This is a genomic window from Nodosilinea sp. LEGE 06152 (assembly GCF_015207525.1).
GTDB lineage: Bacteria > Cyanobacteriota > Cyanobacteriia > Phormidesmidales > Phormidesmidaceae > Nodosilinea.
Genome location: NZ_JADEWR010000030.1, coordinates 19,182 through 36,050, shown reverse-complemented (window position 1 = coordinate 36,050; position 16,869 = coordinate 19,182). Strand labels below are relative to the sequence as shown.

Annotated in this window: 17 protein-coding genes; 9 read left to right on the top strand and 8 right to left on the bottom strand. The window is 55.4% G+C overall.

The annotated features are described in order from the left end of the window. Window positions 1–13: 13 nt before the first annotated feature. The 4 genes from IQ265_RS26635 to IQ265_RS26620 all read left to right on the top strand — a co-directional run bounded on the left by IQ265_RS26635 (window position 14) and on the right by IQ265_RS26620 (window position 2,263). Window positions 14–716, top strand: a protein-coding gene (locus IQ265_RS26635; protein ID WP_194052070.1) for an IS1 family transposase whose coding sequence is annotated in 2 segments (ribosomal slippage) — window positions 14–346 and window positions 348–716 — 702 coding nt in all. Because the reading frame shifts where the segments join, the coding sequence is not laid out codon by codon here. Next, window positions 685–1,470, top strand: a complete 786-nt coding sequence (locus IQ265_RS26630) for a restriction endonuclease subunit S (protein ID WP_194059317.1) — start codon at window positions 685–687, stop codon at window positions 1,468–1,470. The genes IQ265_RS26635 and IQ265_RS26630 overlap by 32 nt, the downstream gene beginning before the upstream one ends. A 200-nt stretch (window positions 1,471–1,670) precedes the next feature. Then, entirely contained in the window at window positions 1,671–1,925 is a 255-nt protein-coding gene (locus IQ265_RS26625) for a hypothetical protein (protein WP_194059315.1), read from the top strand. Continuing rightward, a complete protein-coding gene (locus IQ265_RS26620; RefSeq protein ID WP_194059313.1) occupies window positions 1,922–2,263 on the top strand; it encodes a type II toxin-antitoxin system RelE/ParE family toxin in 342 nt (113 codons plus the stop codon). Before IQ265_RS26625 ends, IQ265_RS26620 begins: the two co-directional genes overlap by 4 nt. A gap of 353 nt (window positions 2,264–2,616) precedes the next feature. Here the strand turns inward: IQ265_RS26620 and IQ265_RS26615 are convergent, their stop codons facing one another. Continuing rightward, window positions 2,617–3,291, bottom strand: coding sequence for a hypothetical protein (locus tag IQ265_RS26615; protein ID WP_194059310.1), 675 nt, complete (start codon window positions 3,289–3,291; stop codon window positions 2,617–2,619). A 499-nt stretch (window positions 3,292–3,790) separates the two neighbouring features. Here IQ265_RS26615 and IQ265_RS26610 point away from each other — a divergent pair, with 499 nt between their 5' ends. Beyond that, complete coding sequence (locus tag IQ265_RS26610) at window positions 3,791–7,219, top strand: DEAD/DEAH box helicase family protein (protein ID WP_194059308.1); 3,429 nt, start codon at window positions 3,791–3,793, stop codon at window positions 7,217–7,219. 672 nt (window positions 7,220–7,891) lie between these two features. Here IQ265_RS26610 and IQ265_RS29765 read toward each other — a convergent pair. The 5 genes from IQ265_RS29765 to IQ265_RS26590 all read right to left on the bottom strand — a co-directional run bounded on the left by IQ265_RS29765 (window position 7,892) and on the right by IQ265_RS26590 (window position 10,889). Beyond that, window positions 7,892–8,020, bottom strand: a complete 129-nt coding sequence (locus tag IQ265_RS29765) for a hypothetical protein (protein WP_255524035.1) — start codon at window positions 8,018–8,020, stop codon at window positions 7,892–7,894. 25 nt (window positions 8,021–8,045) lie between these two features. Further along, window positions 8,046–8,585, bottom strand: coding sequence for a site-specific integrase (locus IQ265_RS26605; RefSeq protein WP_194059306.1), 540 nt, complete (start codon window positions 8,583–8,585; stop codon window positions 8,046–8,048). A gap of 538 nt (window positions 8,586–9,123) precedes the next feature. Next, complete coding sequence (locus IQ265_RS26600) at window positions 9,124–9,417, bottom strand: CopG family transcriptional regulator (protein ID WP_194059304.1); 294 nt, start codon at window positions 9,415–9,417, stop codon at window positions 9,124–9,126. A 256-nt stretch (window positions 9,418–9,673) separates the two neighbouring features. Then, on the bottom strand, window positions 9,674–10,438 hold the full coding sequence (locus tag IQ265_RS26595; protein WP_194059302.1) for an AAA family ATPase: 765 nt from the start codon (window positions 10,436–10,438) through the stop codon (window positions 9,674–9,676). A gap of 172 nt (window positions 10,439–10,610) precedes the next feature. After that, complete coding sequence (locus IQ265_RS26590; RefSeq protein ID WP_194059300.1) at window positions 10,611–10,889, bottom strand: WGR domain-containing protein; 279 nt, start codon at window positions 10,887–10,889, stop codon at window positions 10,611–10,613. 83 nt (window positions 10,890–10,972) lie between these two features. Here IQ265_RS26590 and IQ265_RS26585 point away from each other — a divergent pair, with 83 nt between their 5' ends. Continuing rightward, window positions 10,973–12,028 (top strand): PDDEXK nuclease domain-containing protein, encoded by a 1,056-nt coding sequence (locus IQ265_RS26585; RefSeq protein ID WP_194059298.1) that lies wholly within the window; start codon window positions 10,973–10,975, stop codon window positions 12,026–12,028. Window position 12,029: 1 nt separating this feature from the next. Here IQ265_RS26585 and IQ265_RS26580 read toward each other — a convergent pair whose 3' ends face one another. After that, window positions 12,030–12,278 (bottom strand): hypothetical protein, encoded by a 249-nt coding sequence (locus tag IQ265_RS26580; protein WP_194059289.1) that lies wholly within the window; start codon window positions 12,276–12,278, stop codon window positions 12,030–12,032. Between the two features lie 106 nt (window positions 12,279–12,384). Then, entirely contained in the window at window positions 12,385–12,636 is a 252-nt protein-coding gene (locus tag IQ265_RS26575) for a hypothetical protein (RefSeq protein WP_194059287.1), read from the bottom strand. A 760-nt stretch (window positions 12,637–13,396) separates the two neighbouring features. Here IQ265_RS26575 and IQ265_RS26570 point away from each other — a divergent pair. Genes IQ265_RS26570 through IQ265_RS26560 form a run of 3 tightly spaced genes read left to right on the top strand, consistent with a single transcriptional unit; the run spans window position 13,397 to window position 16,868 of the window. Further along, complete coding sequence (locus IQ265_RS26570) at window positions 13,397–15,022, top strand: ABC transporter substrate-binding protein (RefSeq protein ID WP_194059285.1); 1,626 nt, start codon at window positions 13,397–13,399, stop codon at window positions 15,020–15,022. Continuing rightward, window positions 15,013–16,011 carry an ABC transporter permease gene (locus IQ265_RS26565; RefSeq protein WP_194059283.1) on the top strand — a complete coding sequence of 333 codons (999 nt, stop codon included), beginning with the start codon at window positions 15,013–15,015 and terminating at the stop codon, window positions 16,009–16,011. Before IQ265_RS26570 ends, IQ265_RS26565 begins: the two co-directional genes overlap by 10 nt. Then, window positions 16,008–16,868 (top strand): ABC transporter permease, encoded by an 861-nt coding sequence (locus IQ265_RS26560; RefSeq protein WP_194059281.1) that lies wholly within the window; start codon window positions 16,008–16,010, stop codon window positions 16,866–16,868. Before IQ265_RS26565 ends, IQ265_RS26560 begins: the two co-directional genes overlap by 4 nt. The last annotated feature ends 1 nt before the right edge of the window (window position 16,869 follow it).

The window sequence follows — 16,869 nt, the reverse complement described above, 5'->3', positions numbered from 1 at the left end:
AGGGTGATCTGCGATGCAATGTCCAGAATGTGGAGCCACTCACATCCGTAAGAATGGCAAGCGGAAAGGTAAACAAAACCACATCTGTGTAGCCTGCGGTCGTCAGTTTATTGAGGCCTATGAGCCTCACCGAGGGTACTCGGATGAGGTCAGACGCGAATGCCTCAAGATGTACGTTAACGGCGCTGGGTTTCGAGCGATAGAGCGAGTCAAAGGGGTGCACCATACGACGGTCATTACTTGGGTGAAGCAAGTGGGCGAACGCCTCCCCGATGCTTACGCCCCTGAAACGACGCCAGAGGTCGGCGAACTCGACGAGTTGGAAACCTTTGTAGGCTCAAAAAAACAAGATTTGGCTGTGGACAGCCGTTGACCACTTCAAAAAAGGAATCTTGGGTTGGGTCTTAGGCGACCATAGTGCCGAGACGTTTCAACCGCTTTGGACCCTGGTTGGCAGCTGGCAGTGTTACTTCTATGTCACCGATGGATGGACGGTGTATCCCAGCTTTATTCCAGCAGGCGATCAGATTGTCAGCAAAACCTATATGACTCGGGTTGAAGGAGAGAACACTCGATTACGGCACTATCTAGCCCGTCTGCACCGCAAAACGCTCTGCTACTCCAAGACCGTAGAAATGCTGGCTCACTCTGTTCGCTTGTTACTTCACTACCTCAAGTTCGGCGATGTGCCAGTCCCGTCAAGGTTCATCTCTTGATTCAGCAACGCCGGAATATAAAATTCCGCTGCCGCCGATCGCAGAACAACGCCGCATTGCCGCTATTCTGGACAAGGCCGATGCCATTCGCCGCAAGCGCAAGCAGGCCATCCAATACACCGAGGAGTTGCTGCGCGCCACCTTCCTCGACATGTTCGGCGACCCCGTCACCAACCCCAAAGGCTGGAAGGTTGTTAACATTGGAGATATTACTGGCGTAAAAACAGGTAAAACACCCAGTCGTGAAGTGCCAGAAAACTATGGCGGAAAAGTTCGATGGGTGAAAACTACTGAAGTCAAGGATCGAGTCATCTATGAAACAGAAGAGCATCTGACCGAGAAAGGTGCTTCTCAGATGAAGATTTTTCCTAAAGATTCTATTTTGATTGCGATGTATGGGCAGGGTGCTACTCGCGGGAGAACAGCCCTTTTAGGATGTGATTGTACAACGAATCAGGCTTGTGCTGTCATTCTGCCAAATGCCTACTCATATTCATCGGTATATCTTTGGTCATTGCTAATGTTTTCCTATGAGCGTCTAAGAGATCTAGGGAGAGGTGGAAATCAACCGAATTTGAATTTGAATATGGTGAAAAGCTTTGAAATTTGTTTGCCTCCGATTGATTTGCAGAACAAGTTCAAAAATATTTTTACTATGCTGAATTCTCAAAAATCTAAGTTGAATAAGGCGAGTTATGAAAACGACAGCCTCTTCAACTCCCTACTGCAACGCGCCTTCCGGGGAGAGTTGTAGAGCGCGCTTTGCATTGCGGGCACTGGGAGACCCACCTCGCCCTTCGGGCACCCCTCTGAGGAGGGGAAGTTGCGGCATTCCCCTCCTCAGAGAGGCCAACGGCGGGTTCTCTCTCAGAGGAGCCAGGGGTGGGGTGCCTTACCATTAAAACAGCCCCATCAAAACCACCCCTACCCGCCACCCCCACTCCCTAAGTCGCCATGTCCATTACCTTAGATCTTCCACCCCAAGTCGAAACCCTGCTGCGCGAGCGGGCCGAAGCCACCGGGCAAGACATTCAACACATTGCCATCGCCGTTCTCGCCCTGGGCCTCAGCCTCAACGACGACGACTTCTTTGCCGCTCTAGAGGGCATACAGCGCGGCCTCAATGACTTCGAGCAAGGGAAATTTTCTAGCTTGGCCGACTTTATTGCCGAGCAAAACGAAAAGCACGGCCTGACCCTGGAAGCATGACCTACCGGATCGACCTGTCCAGCGTCGCCAAATCCGACGCCGACGCAGCCTTCCTTAGCTTTGCTCAATACACCACCAGCAATCGCGCCCAGGAGTGGTACCAAGGGCTGATCAAGGCGATCGCCACGCTCGAAACCATGCCCCGCCGCTGCCCCACCGCCCGCGAAAGCGCATTCTTTAGCCAGGAAATCCGCCAGCTCCTCTATGGGCAGGGCCAACGCACCTACCGCATTCTCTTCACCGTGCTCGACGACCAGCCCACCCCCACCGTGCGAATTTTGCACATCAGAAATGCGGCCCAGCGGGCGATCGGAGAACCAGATGCTTCAGACGGGTAACTGTTTAGCTCTCTGTTACAGAGCTTTTCCCCTGAGGGACTGTATTAAATCAATATTCTATAGAGCTGCCGGTCACCTAGTTCTTCAAACTAAAAATTTTGGAATCCAAGTCTTTTGTCCTGATGGTGATCTTTTTTTCAGAAGAGGGGTTTAGGTGAGCGCTACCACCGCCCAGCTATAAGAAGAAAACGATGACTCAAAGAATTTTGATGCCTGGCGATAAAGCCTGTACCTATGCTCAGCAACTGAAAAACGTTATAAATAGCACTGATCTCTCTCCATATGAGAAACAAACGATTATCCAAGCTTTAGATATTGTGATTTCGCGCTATTGCCCGTAATAGCCCGTTAAACTAAGCGTTGAGTTGATCCCTTAAGCGCAACAACATTTCCTGTAAATAAGCCTGGGGTTTCTTCCCCAGGTCGCCCCATTCATTACGTTCTAGGAGATATTCAATTGCCTCGACATAGTGTTTTGAGGATGAAAAGGCTGGTTCTGGAACAAACTGCGATACGGGCCTTTTCGGCGAAATGCTCCCACCGTGACGGGACAGGCAAGCGTAGGCCCAATCCAGATATCCACTTAAATCACGCTTAAAGCTGTCTTTTTTGAAGAAAGGGAAGAGTAGCCCTCTGTGGTTTACCCACACTTGCTGTGTTGCCTTCTCTACCCAAATCTCTTTTTTGGTTTGTAGCCACTCCGCAGCACGCTGACAGTCCTCAAAATCACCTGCAAGATTGTTCAGTGACTGAGCAAGTTCAAGAATTTCAGCGTATTGAGATGGGAAATCAACAGCAAACTTTTCTAATGATGGATTTTCGAGAGCCTTGTTCAGGCGTTCAAGGGCATCATTAGCCTTGTCTCGCTCTTTCTCTAGACTTGATTCCAAATCTTTATTTTGCCTCTCCAGGTAACGAATTAGTGAGTCTCTGTTATCAACTGCGCTCTTGCTGAGGGCTGTCGAGATGCCCAACACCCCAACGCCACAACCGATCAGAGCAGACCAATCAGCAATAGACTGCACCATGAGACGTTTCCAGGAAAGACTGCCTAACAGGACAATAATATTACGGCTCGAAAAATCAAGGTGCAAAAACCCACAGATATGCGATAGTGCATATGTACCATTAAGGTAGGTCTTATGTTTGGCATTCGTCGAAATAACAGAATGAAGCGGCCTATAGGCCCTGTAACAAAGCAGGACAATCTCAGTCGCACTGCTACTGGCATCGCAATTAAATTGATTGAAGGGGACTGTAACGCCCTTTACAAAAGGGAAATGGTCCAGTTATTCCTGGAGTCGCCAGGTTTTGTCGATGACGTAGCGCCTGAACATCGGGAAGCACTTCAAAAGGTTCTTACAGAAGAAGCCGATCGATCTAGGTAGGTAGTGTCCTACCCTTAGCTGAAATCAGGGAGCATCTCCTTACTATCTCAGCGGACATCTCAGCAAGTGTCTTTAATTGGTCGGATTACGGAAATTCTTGGGGAAGACTGAAATAACAAGCTTTCACCGGCAAGCCCCCATGCCCTCCAACTTCGACTTTCTGCGATCGGCGTTTCCCGACCTCCACACCCACGCCGTGCAGGCCGAGAGCCTGGTGTTTTCCGCTCCGCGTGCCAGCTGCTTCTACGCCCGCTTTGCCCTAGAGCAAACGGTGCAGTGGCTCTACGCCAACGACCCCTACCTGCGGCTGCCCTACGACACCAACCTGGGCAGCCTAATCCACGAGCAGAGCTTCAAAGACAACCTCAAACCCGGCCTGTTTCCCAAGATTCGCGCCATCCACAAACTGGGCAACCTGGCCGTGCACGATGCCACAGCGATCGGCGATCGCGATGCCCTCAGCCTGGTGCAAGAGCTGTTTCACGTCCTCTACTGGCTGGCCCGCTACTACGGCCCTAGTGGCCGCACCCTGCCCGACCTCACCTTTCAGCGCCAGCTGGTGCCCCGCCCCGCCGAGGCCGCCCCCGACCTCAGCCTGCCCCAGCTGCAAGCCCTAGAGCAAAAGCTCAGCCAGGCCGATGAAATGCGCCGCTTAGCCGAAGCGCGCAAACAGCAGACCGAAGCCGAACTCGAAACCCTGCGGGCCGAAATCAACGCCCTCAAAGCACAGAACGAAGCCGCCGAAGACCGCCACGACTACCACGAAGCCGACACCCACCGCACCCTGATCGACGTGCTGCTCAAAGAAGCCGGGTGGAACATCCACCAGCCCGGCTGGACCGAAGTGGAAGTCACCGGCATGCCCAACGCCAGCGGCACCGGCTATGTGGACTACGTGCTGTGGGGCGATGACGGCAAACCCCTGGCCCTGGTCGAAGCCAAACGCACCACCGCCGATGCCGCTCAGGGCAAGCACCAGGCTGAACTCTACGCCAATTGCCTGGAGCAGCGCTACCAGCAGCGCCCCGCCATCTTCTACACCAACGGCTACGACACCTGGATTTGGGATGATGTCAGCTATCCACCCCGCCAGATTCAAGGCTTTCTCAAAAAAGACGAGCTAGAGCGGCTGATCTTTCGCCGCCGGAATCGCAAGCGGCTGCACCTGGTCGCCGTCGCCGATGGCATTGTGAACCGCAGCTACCAAAAAGAAGCCATTCGCCGCATTACCGAAGCCTTTGACCAGCGCAAAGAGCGCAAGTCGCTGCTGGTGATGGCCACCGGGACGGGGAAGACCAGAACGGCGATCGCCCTGATCGACCTGCTGATGCGGGCCAACTGGGTCAACCGCGTGTTGTTTTTAGCCGATCGCAATGCCCTACTCACCCAGGCCTTTCGCGCCTTTCAGCGGCATCTGCCCGCCGTTACCGCCATCGACCTCACTCGTGACAAAGCCGCCGACAGCGCCAAGGTGGTGCTCTCCACCTACCCCACCATGCTCAACGCTATTAACCGCAGCCTCAACGGCCCCGGTGGTGGCCAGCGCCTGTTTGGCCCCGGTGCCTTTGACCTGATCTTGGTGGATGAAGCCCACCGCTCGATCTACCAGAAATACGGTGCCCTGTTCGACTACTTCGACGGGCTGCTGGTGGGCCTCACCGCCACCCCCCGCGACGAAGTCGATCGCGACACCTACCGCATTTTCGAGCTTCAGCAGGGCGTACCCACCTTCGCCTACGAACTCGACGACGCCGTGCAGGATGGCTACCTGGTGCCGCCCCTGGGGGTAGAGGTACCTTTCAAATTTCTCCGCACCGGCGTCAAATACAGCGACCTCAGCCCCGCCGAGCAGGCCGAGTATGAAGAAAAATTCCGCGACGAAGACACTGGCGAGCTGCCCGCCCAGGTCAATGCCGCCGCCCTCAACGCCTGGCTATTCAATATCAGCACCGTGGACCAGGCCCTAGAGTTGTTGATGCAGCGAGGGCTAAAGGTCGATGGGGGCGATCGCCTGGGCAAGACCATCATCTTTGCCCGCAACCACGCCCACGCCCAGTTCATCGTTGACCGCTTCGACGCCAACTACCCCCACTACAAAGGCAAGTTCGCCCAAATCATCGACAGCAAAAACAGCTACGCCCAGAGCCTGCTCGACGACTTCGGCGACCTGCCAAAAGATCCCACCATCGCCGTCTCCGTCGATATGCTCGACACCGGCGTCGATGTGCCCGAGGTGGTCAACCTGGTGTTCTTCAAGCCCGTCTTCTCCCGCGTCAAATTCAACCAAATGATTGGCCGTGGCACTCGCCTCTGCCCCGACCTGTTTGGCCCCGGCCAGCCCAAAGAAAACTTCCTGGTGTTCGACCTGTGCGGCAACTTTGACTATTTCAACCAAGAGGTGGCCGAGGTCAGCCAGCGCCTGCCCGATAGCCTGACCACCCGCCTAGTCAAACAGCGGCTTGAGCTAGCGGCCCTGCTCACCGCCGCCGCCAGCGATACCCCTAGCAGCCCCGACCGGGCTAATCTCCAAGCGGCCCTGCTCGACGACCTACATCAGCACGTGGCCACCATGCCCCAAGACAACTTCCTGGTGCGCAAACACCTGCGCCAGGTCGAGGAGTTTGCCCAGCGGGAGCGGTGGAACCAGCTCTCTGAAGACGACCGAGCCACCATTGCCGAGCAACTCGCCTCGCTGCCCAACGGTCTTCCCAACGAAGACACCCTGGCCAAGCGGTTTGACCTGCTCTGCCTGAAACTACAGCTGGCGATCTTGAAGCAGAGTGGCGAGTTTGTCAGCCTGCGAGACAAGCTGCGAGACGCTGCCGCTCAACTGGAGGAAAAGCGCGACATCCCCATGGTGACCCCCCACCTGCCGCTGATCGCAGCCCTTCAAGACGAAAGCTGGTGGGCCGATGTCACCCCTGAGATGGTCGAAACCATTCGCCTGGCCCTACGCGACCTGATGAAGTTTGTGGACCGCGACCAGTGCCAGGTCGTCTATACCGACTTCGTCGATGAAATGGGTGTGGTTCAAGAGACCAGCGTGCCCACCTACCAGACCGGCTTTAGCCGCTACCAGTACGAGAAAAAGGTGAGGGCGTTTATCCAAGCCCAGGAAAACCACGTGGCGATCGCCAAACTGCGCCGCAACCTGCCGCTGACTGAAACAGACCTGACCGCTTTGGAAGATATGCTGTTTCGAGCCGAAGAAGTCGAAAGTCGAGAACGGTTCGAAGAAGTCTTTGGCAAGAACAAGAGCCTCAAACGCCTGATCCGCGAGATCGTTGGCCTCGATCGGGGTTCTGCAAAAGAAGCTTTCTCCCGCTACCTACAAGGTGAAACCCTTAGCGCCACCCAGATTCGCTTTATTGAAGAAATCATCGACACCCTGACTCAGCACGGCATTATGGACCCCGGTCTGCTCTACGAAGACCCATTTACGGGGCTCCACCAAGAGGGGGTTGAGGGGCTATTTGACGACGACGATGTAGACAAAATCATCTCCATCGTGGAAGCGTTTAATGCCACGGTAGGGGCTACCTTTTCCAGCGATCAGGCGACGGCGTAGCCTGGAACATCAGCTTCAGCATCTTTTAGGAGATAGCAATCATAGGGTTGCTATCTCCTCACCCTCTCATCCTCCGACACCTCCAGATACCCCTGTAGCGCCGCCATCAACGCCCCCGGTCTTGGTCGCCCTGAACCTTACCCTCGCCTAATCCAACCAAGTCGTCCAGGTAGGCCGGTTGCTGTGGGTGCTGTAGCTGCGCAGACCCTGGCGATCGCTGCCTACATGGAATAGACCGAGCCGGAGTCGGTAGAGAAGATGAGCCCACGGGTTGCCTAGTTGGAGCAGCAGGCAAAGACCCTGCTGCTAACCGGGGAATAGAGATGCATTGGAGCAGGGCGCGATCGCCGTCTAACTAAGCAAAGTAGAGGTTATAAGCCTCTGAGTGAGAAAATCAGCACCAGCGTGGGAATGCTAGTGCTGAACCCTCAACTCGAAACTTTTTGGCCTGTCAGCTAGCAGCAGTTGGAGCAATAAGATGAACCACCGTGATTTCCTGAAACTCTCCCATGAAATTCGTCAGTGGATCAGGATCGGCAAACAGATAGCCAAAGTAATTAAAAAGCGCTAACAACGGTTGGGCTCATCGCTACTGCCACTCCCACGGCACCATGCTAGGAGTATGGTGCCGGTGCTGCCATCCCCCATGCAGTAGCCTACGCTAAACCATCCCTACTCTGTAAAGAACCCCAACAACGCATCCCCCGCCGCCCGCTGCTCCAGGTTTAGGCAGCTGGTTAGCGAGGCCATGCTAGCTTGGCCAGTAATCGCCATAATCTGCCGCAGGGACACCCCCCGCATCATAGAGATGGGTGGCCAGCAAAACTCACAACTGGGCGATCGCCTCCACCTTTTCCTCCTCCGACACCTCCAGATATCGCTGCAGCGCCGCCATCGACGACCACCCGCCCAAGTCCTGAATCGCCTTCAGCCGCACCCCCGCCTTATCGAGCCGCGTCGCCCAGGTGCGCCGATTGCTGTGGGTACTGTAGCCCCGCAGGCCTAGGCGATCGCACGCCTTCCTCAGCGCCAAATCACAAGCTTGCCGCGTAATCGGCTTGTCCCCACTGCGACCGGGAAACAAATACCCTCGACCAGGTAAATCTGCCGCCGCCAGCACCGCCTTGAGCTTAGGATGGATCGGCACGGCCCGCGTCCGCTTCGTCTTCGTCGTCGCCTTCCGCAGCACCAGCGTATTTCCCACCACATCCTCCGCCCGCAGCTGCCGCGCCTCACTGACCCGGCAGCCCGTGTAGTAGCAGATGGAGAACAGCGATCGCATCTTCGGGCTTAGCTCCCCCATCACCTGCTCAAACTGATCTGCTGACCAAATCTCCGCCTGGTCGTGGCGATTTTGCTTCGGCATGGGAACACCTCAAAATTGGATCCAACTAGCCTTGTAAACTCTAGCTTGCTCTTTTCAGCATTTCAGCAAGTCTAGTTTATCGGAATAGCTAGGGTTTCAGCGGTTTGGCGTGAAATTGGGGCAAATCGCTAATGCTTATTGAGAATGAAGGCTTATTGTTGACAACAAAGTTTTCAGAATTTTGGATCCAATATTTCACCTATAAAGAATTATCAGTCGAAGCACAGTTCTCACAGTCCTAAAGATGTCTGTGCAGGCTTGCGCGCGAACGGAATCTCTCGCTACCATCCCCTCTTCACGCTGCTAAAGCCTCAACACACCTCTGCACAGTCTGATACCAATCGTCCATGCCGCTAGCGCGGCACCCCGCACGATGAAAACAGCCATAGCCGGTCCCTGAGCGAAGTCGTTGGTGTTCGCGAAGCGAGTGCTGGGCACTCAGCCGCCCCAAAGGGGCCAGAGACGGCTATTTATAGAGCAACTCCGCCAACAGGGCCGAGGCGATCGCGTTGTCCCCCCCACCCAGTGCCGACCGGCATCAAGCATCGCGGCCAAACTTGCTGAACATGGCCTCGGCTCGCTTGCGGTTGGCCAACTGCTGCCGGTGGTCATGCTTCTGGCTAGCCTGCTCAACCACCTGGGTCAGCGCCCCTGGGTGGGCCTCCATGTACTCGTACATCGCCTCGATCAGCACTTCGCGGCTGAGACCCTGTTGCCGACAAAAGGTGTGGAGCCGGTCGATCAGATCAGCCTCCAGACGAAAAGTGCTGCGCTTGATCGTCGGCTCATCCTCTAGGGGTTTAGCCATCGGGATATCTGCATGTCTAGACATATTCACTTCCTGGTTTCCAGAAGCTACAGACATCTGCATATCTGTATGTCTAGACTTGGCCACTCCCAAAAGCCCCGCTAGGGAGGCATCCTCAACCCCTGCAGCTTCCGTATGCCCAAACGTCTGTGTGTCTATATGTCTGGATGCCTGGATATCTGTATGTCTAGGTAGCTGGGTGTCTTGAGGTCTTGATGCCAGAGAAGCATCGCGGGGGGCAACCTTGGGGCGCTGCCGCTGCTTGAGTCGGTCTAGGGCATCACTCATGAATAAGGGCCTCCACAATTTGCTCGAAGGGATATTGCAGGTCGGGCTGGCCCAGGTCGCTGAGCAGATGTCCCTGACGGATAGCGCTCTTAAACTTCTCCGACTCACGGATTGAGGCCAAAATAGGAACCTCCCCAGCGAACTCCTTCATGGCAGCGATGTTTTGCCGCCCCTCTAGGGTCTGAGTATTGCCTACCCAGCGATCGCGAAAGGGAATTATCCCCAACACTGAGCCGGTGAAGGCTTCTAGCTCAGCCTGCTCGTTCAAAAAATCCAGGGTATCCACCAAAGAGTTCACCCCCTTCACATTGGCCTCTACCGGAATTAGCACGTGATTGGAGGCTCCGACAGCGGAGAGGCAAATCTGCGATCGCGACGGCTGCACGTCAATCAGTACCACATCGAACATATCGCTTATCTTGCGCAGCCGCTGCTTCAAGATAAAGGCTCCTGCCCCACTGCTGCTAAGAAAGTCGCTTACCTTAAACAGGCCGCGATCGGCAGGCATTACGAACAGGTTCTCATACTGAGTGCCGTATATCCCATCCTCAACCTCCACCTGCTTTGTCAGCACCTCAAACAGGCTCGGCTCATCCGGCTGCACCTCATGGCCCAGGTAAAAGGTTAGGTTTGCCTGGGGGTCGGCATCCACTGCCAGCACCTTTTGCCCCTGCCGAGCCAGCAGCAGCGCAGTAAAAAATACCGTTGTTGTCTTTCCCTGCCCCCCAGACAAGGAAATTGCCGAACAGATTTTCACAGGCCCATTCCACAACAGCGCTTTGAGAATAGCGCCTAGACATCAGGACATCAATATGTCTATATGTCTGGACTTAAATGTGTCTGGATACCTGTGCACAATTATGTCTAGAACTTTTGACCATTGTTTTTGCCAAAGTTCGACTCACTGAATTCCTTACGTAGCAAGCTTTTTAAGCCATAAAGGATCGAATTTGAGCCGCGTTGTCAATCAGCAAATACCCTCGATAGCGACGGCGTTTGAGAACATCCTGAATTAGCCGCTTGCCCTCCTCGAAATCGGTGCACAAGGTTTCACGCTGCCCACCCTTGCCCGTTCGGCGGCCACCCCACTTGCGCAGCAAGACCCACTCACCAAATAGGTTCTGGCGTAGGGCACACCAGTAATAGCGATCGCCCCGTTGCCAAAACAGCTCCTGCCATTGGTCTGGGTTATAGCTTGGCTGGGTCATAAACTCCACCGCCTCGATCAGCCCTATGGCTCATTGCCGTCTTAGCCTGATAATAAAATGCCTGCAAACGAAGGAAAAGTCTCGTGCCGCCCGACAATTCCCTATCCCCTGCCGACAATTATGACGTCTTCCTCAAAGACCTCAAAACGCGTATCCGCCGGGCGCAGGTAAAAGCGGCTCTAGCCGTCAACAAAGAGCTAATCATCCTGTACTGGCAGATTGGGCAGGAAATTCTCGCCCGCCAGCAGCAGGAAGGATGGGGGGCAAAGGTTATTGACCGCCTCGCTAAAGATCTCAAGCGGGAGTTCCCCGACATGAAGGGGTTTTCACCGCGCAACCTCAAATACATGCGAGCCTTTGCCGAAGCTTACCCAGATCAGGCAATTGTGCAGGAGGTGCTTGCACAAATTCCCTGGTATCACAATCAGGCCCTCTTGGATAAGCTGAAAGCCCCCGATGAACGACTCTGGTATGCCCAAGGCACCCTTGAGAACGGCTGGAGTCGGAATATTCTGGTCATGCAAATAGAATCCAACCTATTCCAGCGCCAGGGCGGAGCAGTTACCAATTTTGAGCGCACCCTACCGCCCAAACAGTCCGATCTCGCTCAACAACTGCTCAAAGACCCATACAACTTCGATTTTCTCAATCTGACATCCGTCACCCAAGAGCGAGAGCTGGAAAAGGCTCTGGTTGAAAGAATTAGGGATTTCCTGCTGGAGTTGGGCGTTGGTTTTTCCTTCGTCGGCAGCCAGTATCGCTTGGAAGTCTCAGGGAATGAGTACTTCATGGATATGCTGTTTTACCACCTCAAACTGCGGTGCTATGTGGTCATTGACTTGAAGGTGACCGAATTTCGCCCTGAGTACACCGGCAAGATGAATTTCTACGTCGCAGCGGTAGACGACCTGCTGCGCCACCCCGATGATCAGCCCACCATCGGCATCGTGCTGTGTAAGTCAAAGGACAAAACGATTGCTGAATACGCCCTACGCAACGTCAACACCCCGATCGCCGTCACGACCCACAGCCTACCAGACCAGCTCAAGGCCAATCTGCCCACCATCGAGCAGCTAGAAACAGAGCTAAACGCAGTGGTGAGTGAGCTGTCGGAGGGGAATGAGGCGGTTGAAGAGTGAGCTAGCCCCGCAGGTGATAGAGCAGCAGTAGTCGCTCATCTTCCGTCAGCGCGGCCCAGCGCTTGCCCTCAAATCGGTCGGCCATGAACTGGCGGATCACCTCGCCAGACCACCCCAGGCTCCGAATCTGGTGTTGAATCTGCTCGTGTAGGTCTAGGTCGTAAGCTGCTGGCTCGGCATCCTGTGGAAAAGAGGACTCATCCCCCCGCACCCCCCTATTCGGAATGGAAGAATTTGTATCCGCCCCCATCCCACCGGCGCAGAGCACCTCACCCTTCGTAGTTTTTTCTAAAGGGTATAATTCCTCAGAGGATGGGACGATCAGCCAGGTAGCTTGGTTGGGTGCTAGCTACGTCTCAAAATAAATCTTGCGAGACAGGGATGCACCCTGTCTCTTGAAGAATGCTGAGCTGAAGTTCACCGTCTTCTTTAGCCTGATGGTTAACCTCGTCCCGTCGTTCTTCTAAAGCTGTAGCAGTCCCATGGCGGTTTTGGGCTCGCTTGTCATTGCCCCTGGTTTTTTTTCTATTGGCTATATACCCAGCCATTGTAGCTGCGCCATAATCAGCAGATTTTAAGGCGATCGCTTTCAAAATTACCAAAATCATATAAAATCCCGTGTTCTGTAGAAATATAGGGCAGGCAGAATCCCCAGTGCCCAATGATCTATTTCCCTTTGATAGCTTTCGGTTATGCAACTTTGGAAGCTGCAATGCCCCAAAACAGTGAAAACTTTATTAGACTGCCGTATTTTTCGCAAAAGAATTTGCATTCTTCAAAGCATTACCTATTTTCCCTTTTGCGAACAGCCATATTCAATGAAGTTCTTTAGATATGTAGAAGCAAAATTTTTCCTTAACATTGGCAACGTTGCTTTCACCCCAAACACCCTCCTTAGCCGCAGCATTAGCTAGGGGGTTAAGTAAACCAAGTTGCAGCTACGCTCTCGCGGCTGGGCCTATGGTGCCCGTTTGTGGAGTTGCTTACACCATCAACGCCGTAAGTGAGCACCTACCAGCCCGCTCCCTAGCAATCCGCCCACCACATCGCGTCGCTGCAATGACCGCGATCGCACCTTAAGACAGCCCTTGCCCTCAGTCCAATGCCCTGGTTAGCGGCTCTGTACGCACTGAGCTAGTTGCGCGCAGGCAACCAGTCAACGAAAGAATTAGGGTTTCAAATCGATATAGACCTGTCTAAACGAGCTTATAAGCCTAAAATCTCTTTTGCTTTGTATCCCTTACCCCCGGATTGTTGATTGGAGCAGGCGGTGATAGCCTCAAAAGTCGTGAAATTCCTCCTGCGACTCAGGATGCTTGATTAAGCAAAGAGGGCAATTCATTCTGCAAAATAATTGAAGGTGCAGCTATGGCATTAAGTCTCAAAGTGCCCGTCTGGTCTGTAGGGTTGCTACTCCTGGGGCAAGTTCTGAACGGATGTGCTTCAAACTCAACTGAGCCGAGGGCTTCTGCGCCAGCCTCCAATGGTTCTGCAGAACAGATAGTCTTGGCGATTGGAGGAGAGAGCGAGGAAGGGTATGACCCCACCTTGGGCTGGGGTCGCTACGGTTCGCCGCTGTTTCAGAGCACGTTGCTGCGGCGCGATGAAAATCTTGAAATCGTCAATGATTTAGCGACAGACTACAGTGTCAGTGAGGACGGCAGAACCTGGACTGTCACAATTCGCGAAGATGCTCAATTTTCTGATGGGGAACCGCTAACAGCAGCCGATGTCGCCTATACCTTCAGTAAGGCGGCAGAGAGCGGCGGCCTGACCGATGTGACGGTGCTAGAAGAAGCTGTCGCCACCGACGACTACACGGTGGAGCTGCGGCTGAAGCAGCCCCAAAGTACCTTCGTTAACCGCTTGATCACCGTGGGCATTGTGCCGGAGCACGCTCATGGTCCTGACTATGCGCGCAACCCCGTTGGCTCTGGCCCCTATCAACTCGTCCAGTGGGATGAGGGACAGCAGCTAATCGTAGAAGCTAACCCTAACTACTACGGCGAAGCTCCCGGGATTGAGCGGCTCGTTTTCCTGTTTACTGAAGAAGATGCGGCCTTTGCGGCCGCCCAAGCTGGACAAGCTCAGGTGGTCAGCGTGCCCCAGTCGCTGGCGGTGCAGACCATTGAGGGCATGAAGCTATACGACGTCGCCAGTGTGGACAACCGAGGGCTGATGTTTCCCTTTCCTGACGAGGGGAGTAAGACTACACCAGACGGTAAACCCGTGGGCAACGCCGTCACTTCAGATCGGGCAATTCGGCAGGCCGTGAACTACGCCGTGGATCGACAGGCGCTGGTGGACGGGGTACTGGAGGGTTACGGATCGCCCGCCTACGGCCCGGTCAGTGGCCTGGCTTGGGAGGAGCCGAGCGCCAACATTGAGGATGCCGACCCAGAGCAAGCTAAGCAGATCCTGGCGGAGGGGGGCTGGAGCGATACCAACGGCGATGGAATTGTTGAGAAGGACGGCCTAAACGCTGAATTTACTCTGCTTTATCCGGCTAGTGACAGCACCCGTCAGGCGCTGGCGCTATCGGTTGCAGAAATGCTCAAGCCCGTGGGTATTCAGGCCAATGTTGAGGGCAAGAGCTGGGATGAGATTACTCCCCTAGCGCACAGCAACGTGGTGCTGTTTGGCTGGGGCAGCCACGACCAGACCGAAATGTACAACCTCTACCACAGCAAGGCGGCCCAGGGCGATTTTTACAACGCAGGCTACTACGCTAACCAGGCCATTGACCAAACGCTGGATCTGGCGATGGGGGCACCTTCGGAGGCAGAAGCGATCGCATTTTGGAAAGCCGCCCAGTGGGATGGCCAGGAAGGTTTCACGGCCAAGGGCGATGCCGCCTGGGCCTGGCTGGTGAACCTCGACCACACCTACTTCGTCCACGAGTGTCTGGACATTGGCCAACCCCAGGTTGAGCCCCACGGCCACGGCTGGCCGATCACTGCCAACATCGATAGCTGGACGTGGACATGCAACTAAAGCCAATTCTGCTGTTTTTCAGCTACAAGCTGGTGCGGCTGGCACTGCTGCTGGTCGCTGTGGCGGTGCTGACCTTTGGGCTAATGAGCCTTTCACCGATTGACCCGGTGCGGGCCTATGTGGGGGCCGACATGCTGCAGATCAGTGCGGCCCAGCGAGAGCTGATTGCCGAGCGCTGGGGGTTGGATCAGCCAATGATCGTACGCTTTTGGGACTGGTTTGGGCAGATTGTTCAGGGCAACTGGGGCACCTCAATGGTGTTTAACCAGCCGGTGCTGCAGGTGATTGGTCAGCGGTTTTTGGTGTCGCTGCAGCTGCTTGCGATCGCATGGCTCCTGTCCGGCCTGCTGGGGTTGGTGCTGGGCGTGCTGGCCGGGGCCTTTGAGGGCACCTGGATTGACCGGGGCATTCGCCTCTACGCCTACACCCTGGCCTCGTCACCTACATTTTGGGTGGCGCTACTGCTGCTGATTTTCTTTTCGGTGTCGCTGCGGCTCACCCCGATTTGCTGTGCGGCTCCGCCCGGTGTGCTGGCCCAAAATGTTACCTTCTGGCAGCATTTGCACCACCTGCTGCTGCCCGCCCTCACCCTAAGCATCATCGGCATTGCCAGTATTGCGCTACACACACGCCAAAAGCTGATCGACGTGCTGCACAGCGACTATGTGCTGTTTGCCCGCGCTCAAGGCGAGAGCCTGTGGGGCATTTTGCAGCACCACGGCCTGCGCAACATTCTGCTGCCGGCGCTGACTCTGCAATTTGCCTCGCTCAGTGAGCTGTTTGGCGGCTCGGTGCTGGTGGAGCAGGTGTTTGCCTATCCGGGGCTGGGGCAGGCGACGGTGCAGGCGGCTCTGCGCAGCGATGTGCCGCTGCTGGTGGGCATCGTTTTCTTCAGCGCCCTGTTTGTCTATACCGGCAATACCTTGGCCGACTTGTCTTACCAGGTGATTGACCCGCGCATCCGCATTGGCGGCAGGAGGGCAGCATGACCACCCTCGCACCTCCCCAGATTCGCGCTCCCAAGCAGCGGAGCAATCGGCGGCAGCAGACCCTTTGGACGATTGGGCTGTGCGTCCTCTTTTTGGCGGCTATTATCCTGAGTACTTGGTTTATTGGCGATGCCGGACTGAACCCGGTGCTGGCCCAGCGAAACCAGCCCCCCTCACTGGCCCATCCCTTTGGCACCGACTGGCTGGGGCGAGACATGCTAACGCGATCGCTCCACGGTATGTCTCTCAGCTTGCGGGTGGGGCTGCTGGCTGCTACCATCAGCGCCCTAATTGCCGCTCTTTTAGGATTGGCCGCAGGCACCCTGGGCGGCTGGGTCGATGCCCTGATCTGCTGGATTATCGACGTGTGCTTTAGCCTGCCCCACCTGGTGCTGCTGATTCTGATTGCCTTTGCAGTCGGGGGCGGCACGCGGGGCGTGATTATTGCGGTGGCGCTGACCCACTGGCCCAGCCTGGCCCGGGTCATTCGGGCAGAGGTGCTGCAGGTGAACAGCTCCGACTACGTGCAGCTCTCCCATCGGCTGGGTCGTTCTCCCGCCTGGATTGCCCGCCACCACATGGTGCCCCACGTCATTCCTCAGCTGCTGGTGGGGCTGATTCTGCTGTTTCCCCACGCCATTTTGCACGAGGCGGCGCTGTCGTTTATCGGCATTGGCATTTCGCCCCACCTGCCCGCCATTGGCATTATCTTGGCCGAGTCGATGCGGCACCTATCTACCGGCTACTGGTGGCTGGGGGTGATGCCCGGTGTGCTGCTGCTGCTGTCGGTCAAAGCCTTTGACTGGCTGGGCGAAAACCTGCGGGCCTTGCTCGATCCGCGCACGAGTCAGGGGTAGC

What these genes read in the sequence shown, in the direction of transcription:
- IQ265_RS26580 (WP_194059289.1), bottom strand. Translation starts at nt 12,278, where the DNA reads ATGGGGGCGGATACAAATTCTTCCATTCCGAATAGGGGGGTGCGGGGG.
- IQ265_RS26615 (WP_194059310.1), bottom strand. Translation starts at nt 3,291, where the DNA reads ATGGTGCAGTCTATTGCTGATTGGTCTGCTCTGATCGGTTGTGGCGTT.
- IQ265_RS26570 (WP_194059285.1), top strand. Translation starts at nt 13,397, where the DNA reads ATGGCATTAAGTCTCAAAGTGCCCGTCTGGTCTGTAGGGTTGCTACTC.
- IQ265_RS26610 (WP_194059308.1), top strand. Translation starts at nt 3,791, where the DNA reads ATGCCCTCCAACTTCGACTTTCTGCGATCGGCGTTTCCCGACCTCCAC.
- IQ265_RS26600 (WP_194059304.1), bottom strand. Translation starts at nt 9,417, where the DNA reads ATGTCTAGACATGCAGATATCCCGATGGCTAAACCCCTAGAGGATGAG.
- IQ265_RS26560 (WP_194059281.1), top strand. Translation starts at nt 16,008, where the DNA reads ATGACCACCCTCGCACCTCCCCAGATTCGCGCTCCCAAGCAGCGGAGC.
- IQ265_RS26630 (WP_194059317.1), top strand. Translation starts at nt 685, where the DNA reads ATGTGCCAGTCCCGTCAAGGTTCATCTCTTGATTCAGCAACGCCGGAA.
- IQ265_RS26625 (WP_194059315.1), top strand. Translation starts at nt 1,671, where the DNA reads ATGTCCATTACCTTAGATCTTCCACCCCAAGTCGAAACCCTGCTGCGC.
- IQ265_RS29765 (WP_255524035.1), bottom strand. Translation starts at nt 8,020, where the DNA reads ATGCGGGGGGTGTCCCTGCGGCAGATTATGGCGATTACTGGCCAAGCT.
- IQ265_RS26575 (WP_194059287.1), bottom strand. Translation starts at nt 12,636, where the DNA reads ATGATTTTGGTAATTTTGAAAGCGATCGCCTTAAAATCTGCTGATTAT.
- IQ265_RS26620 (WP_194059313.1), top strand. Translation starts at nt 1,922, where the DNA reads ATGACCTACCGGATCGACCTGTCCAGCGTCGCCAAATCCGACGCCGAC.
- IQ265_RS26590 (WP_194059300.1), bottom strand. Translation starts at nt 10,889, where the DNA reads ATGACCCAGCCAAGCTATAACCCAGACCAATGGCAGGAGCTGTTTTGG.
- IQ265_RS26565 (WP_194059283.1), top strand. Translation starts at nt 15,013, where the DNA reads ATGCAACTAAAGCCAATTCTGCTGTTTTTCAGCTACAAGCTGGTGCGG.
- IQ265_RS26605 (WP_194059306.1), bottom strand. Translation starts at nt 8,585, where the DNA reads ATGCCGAAGCAAAATCGCCACGACCAGGCGGAGATTTGGTCAGCAGAT.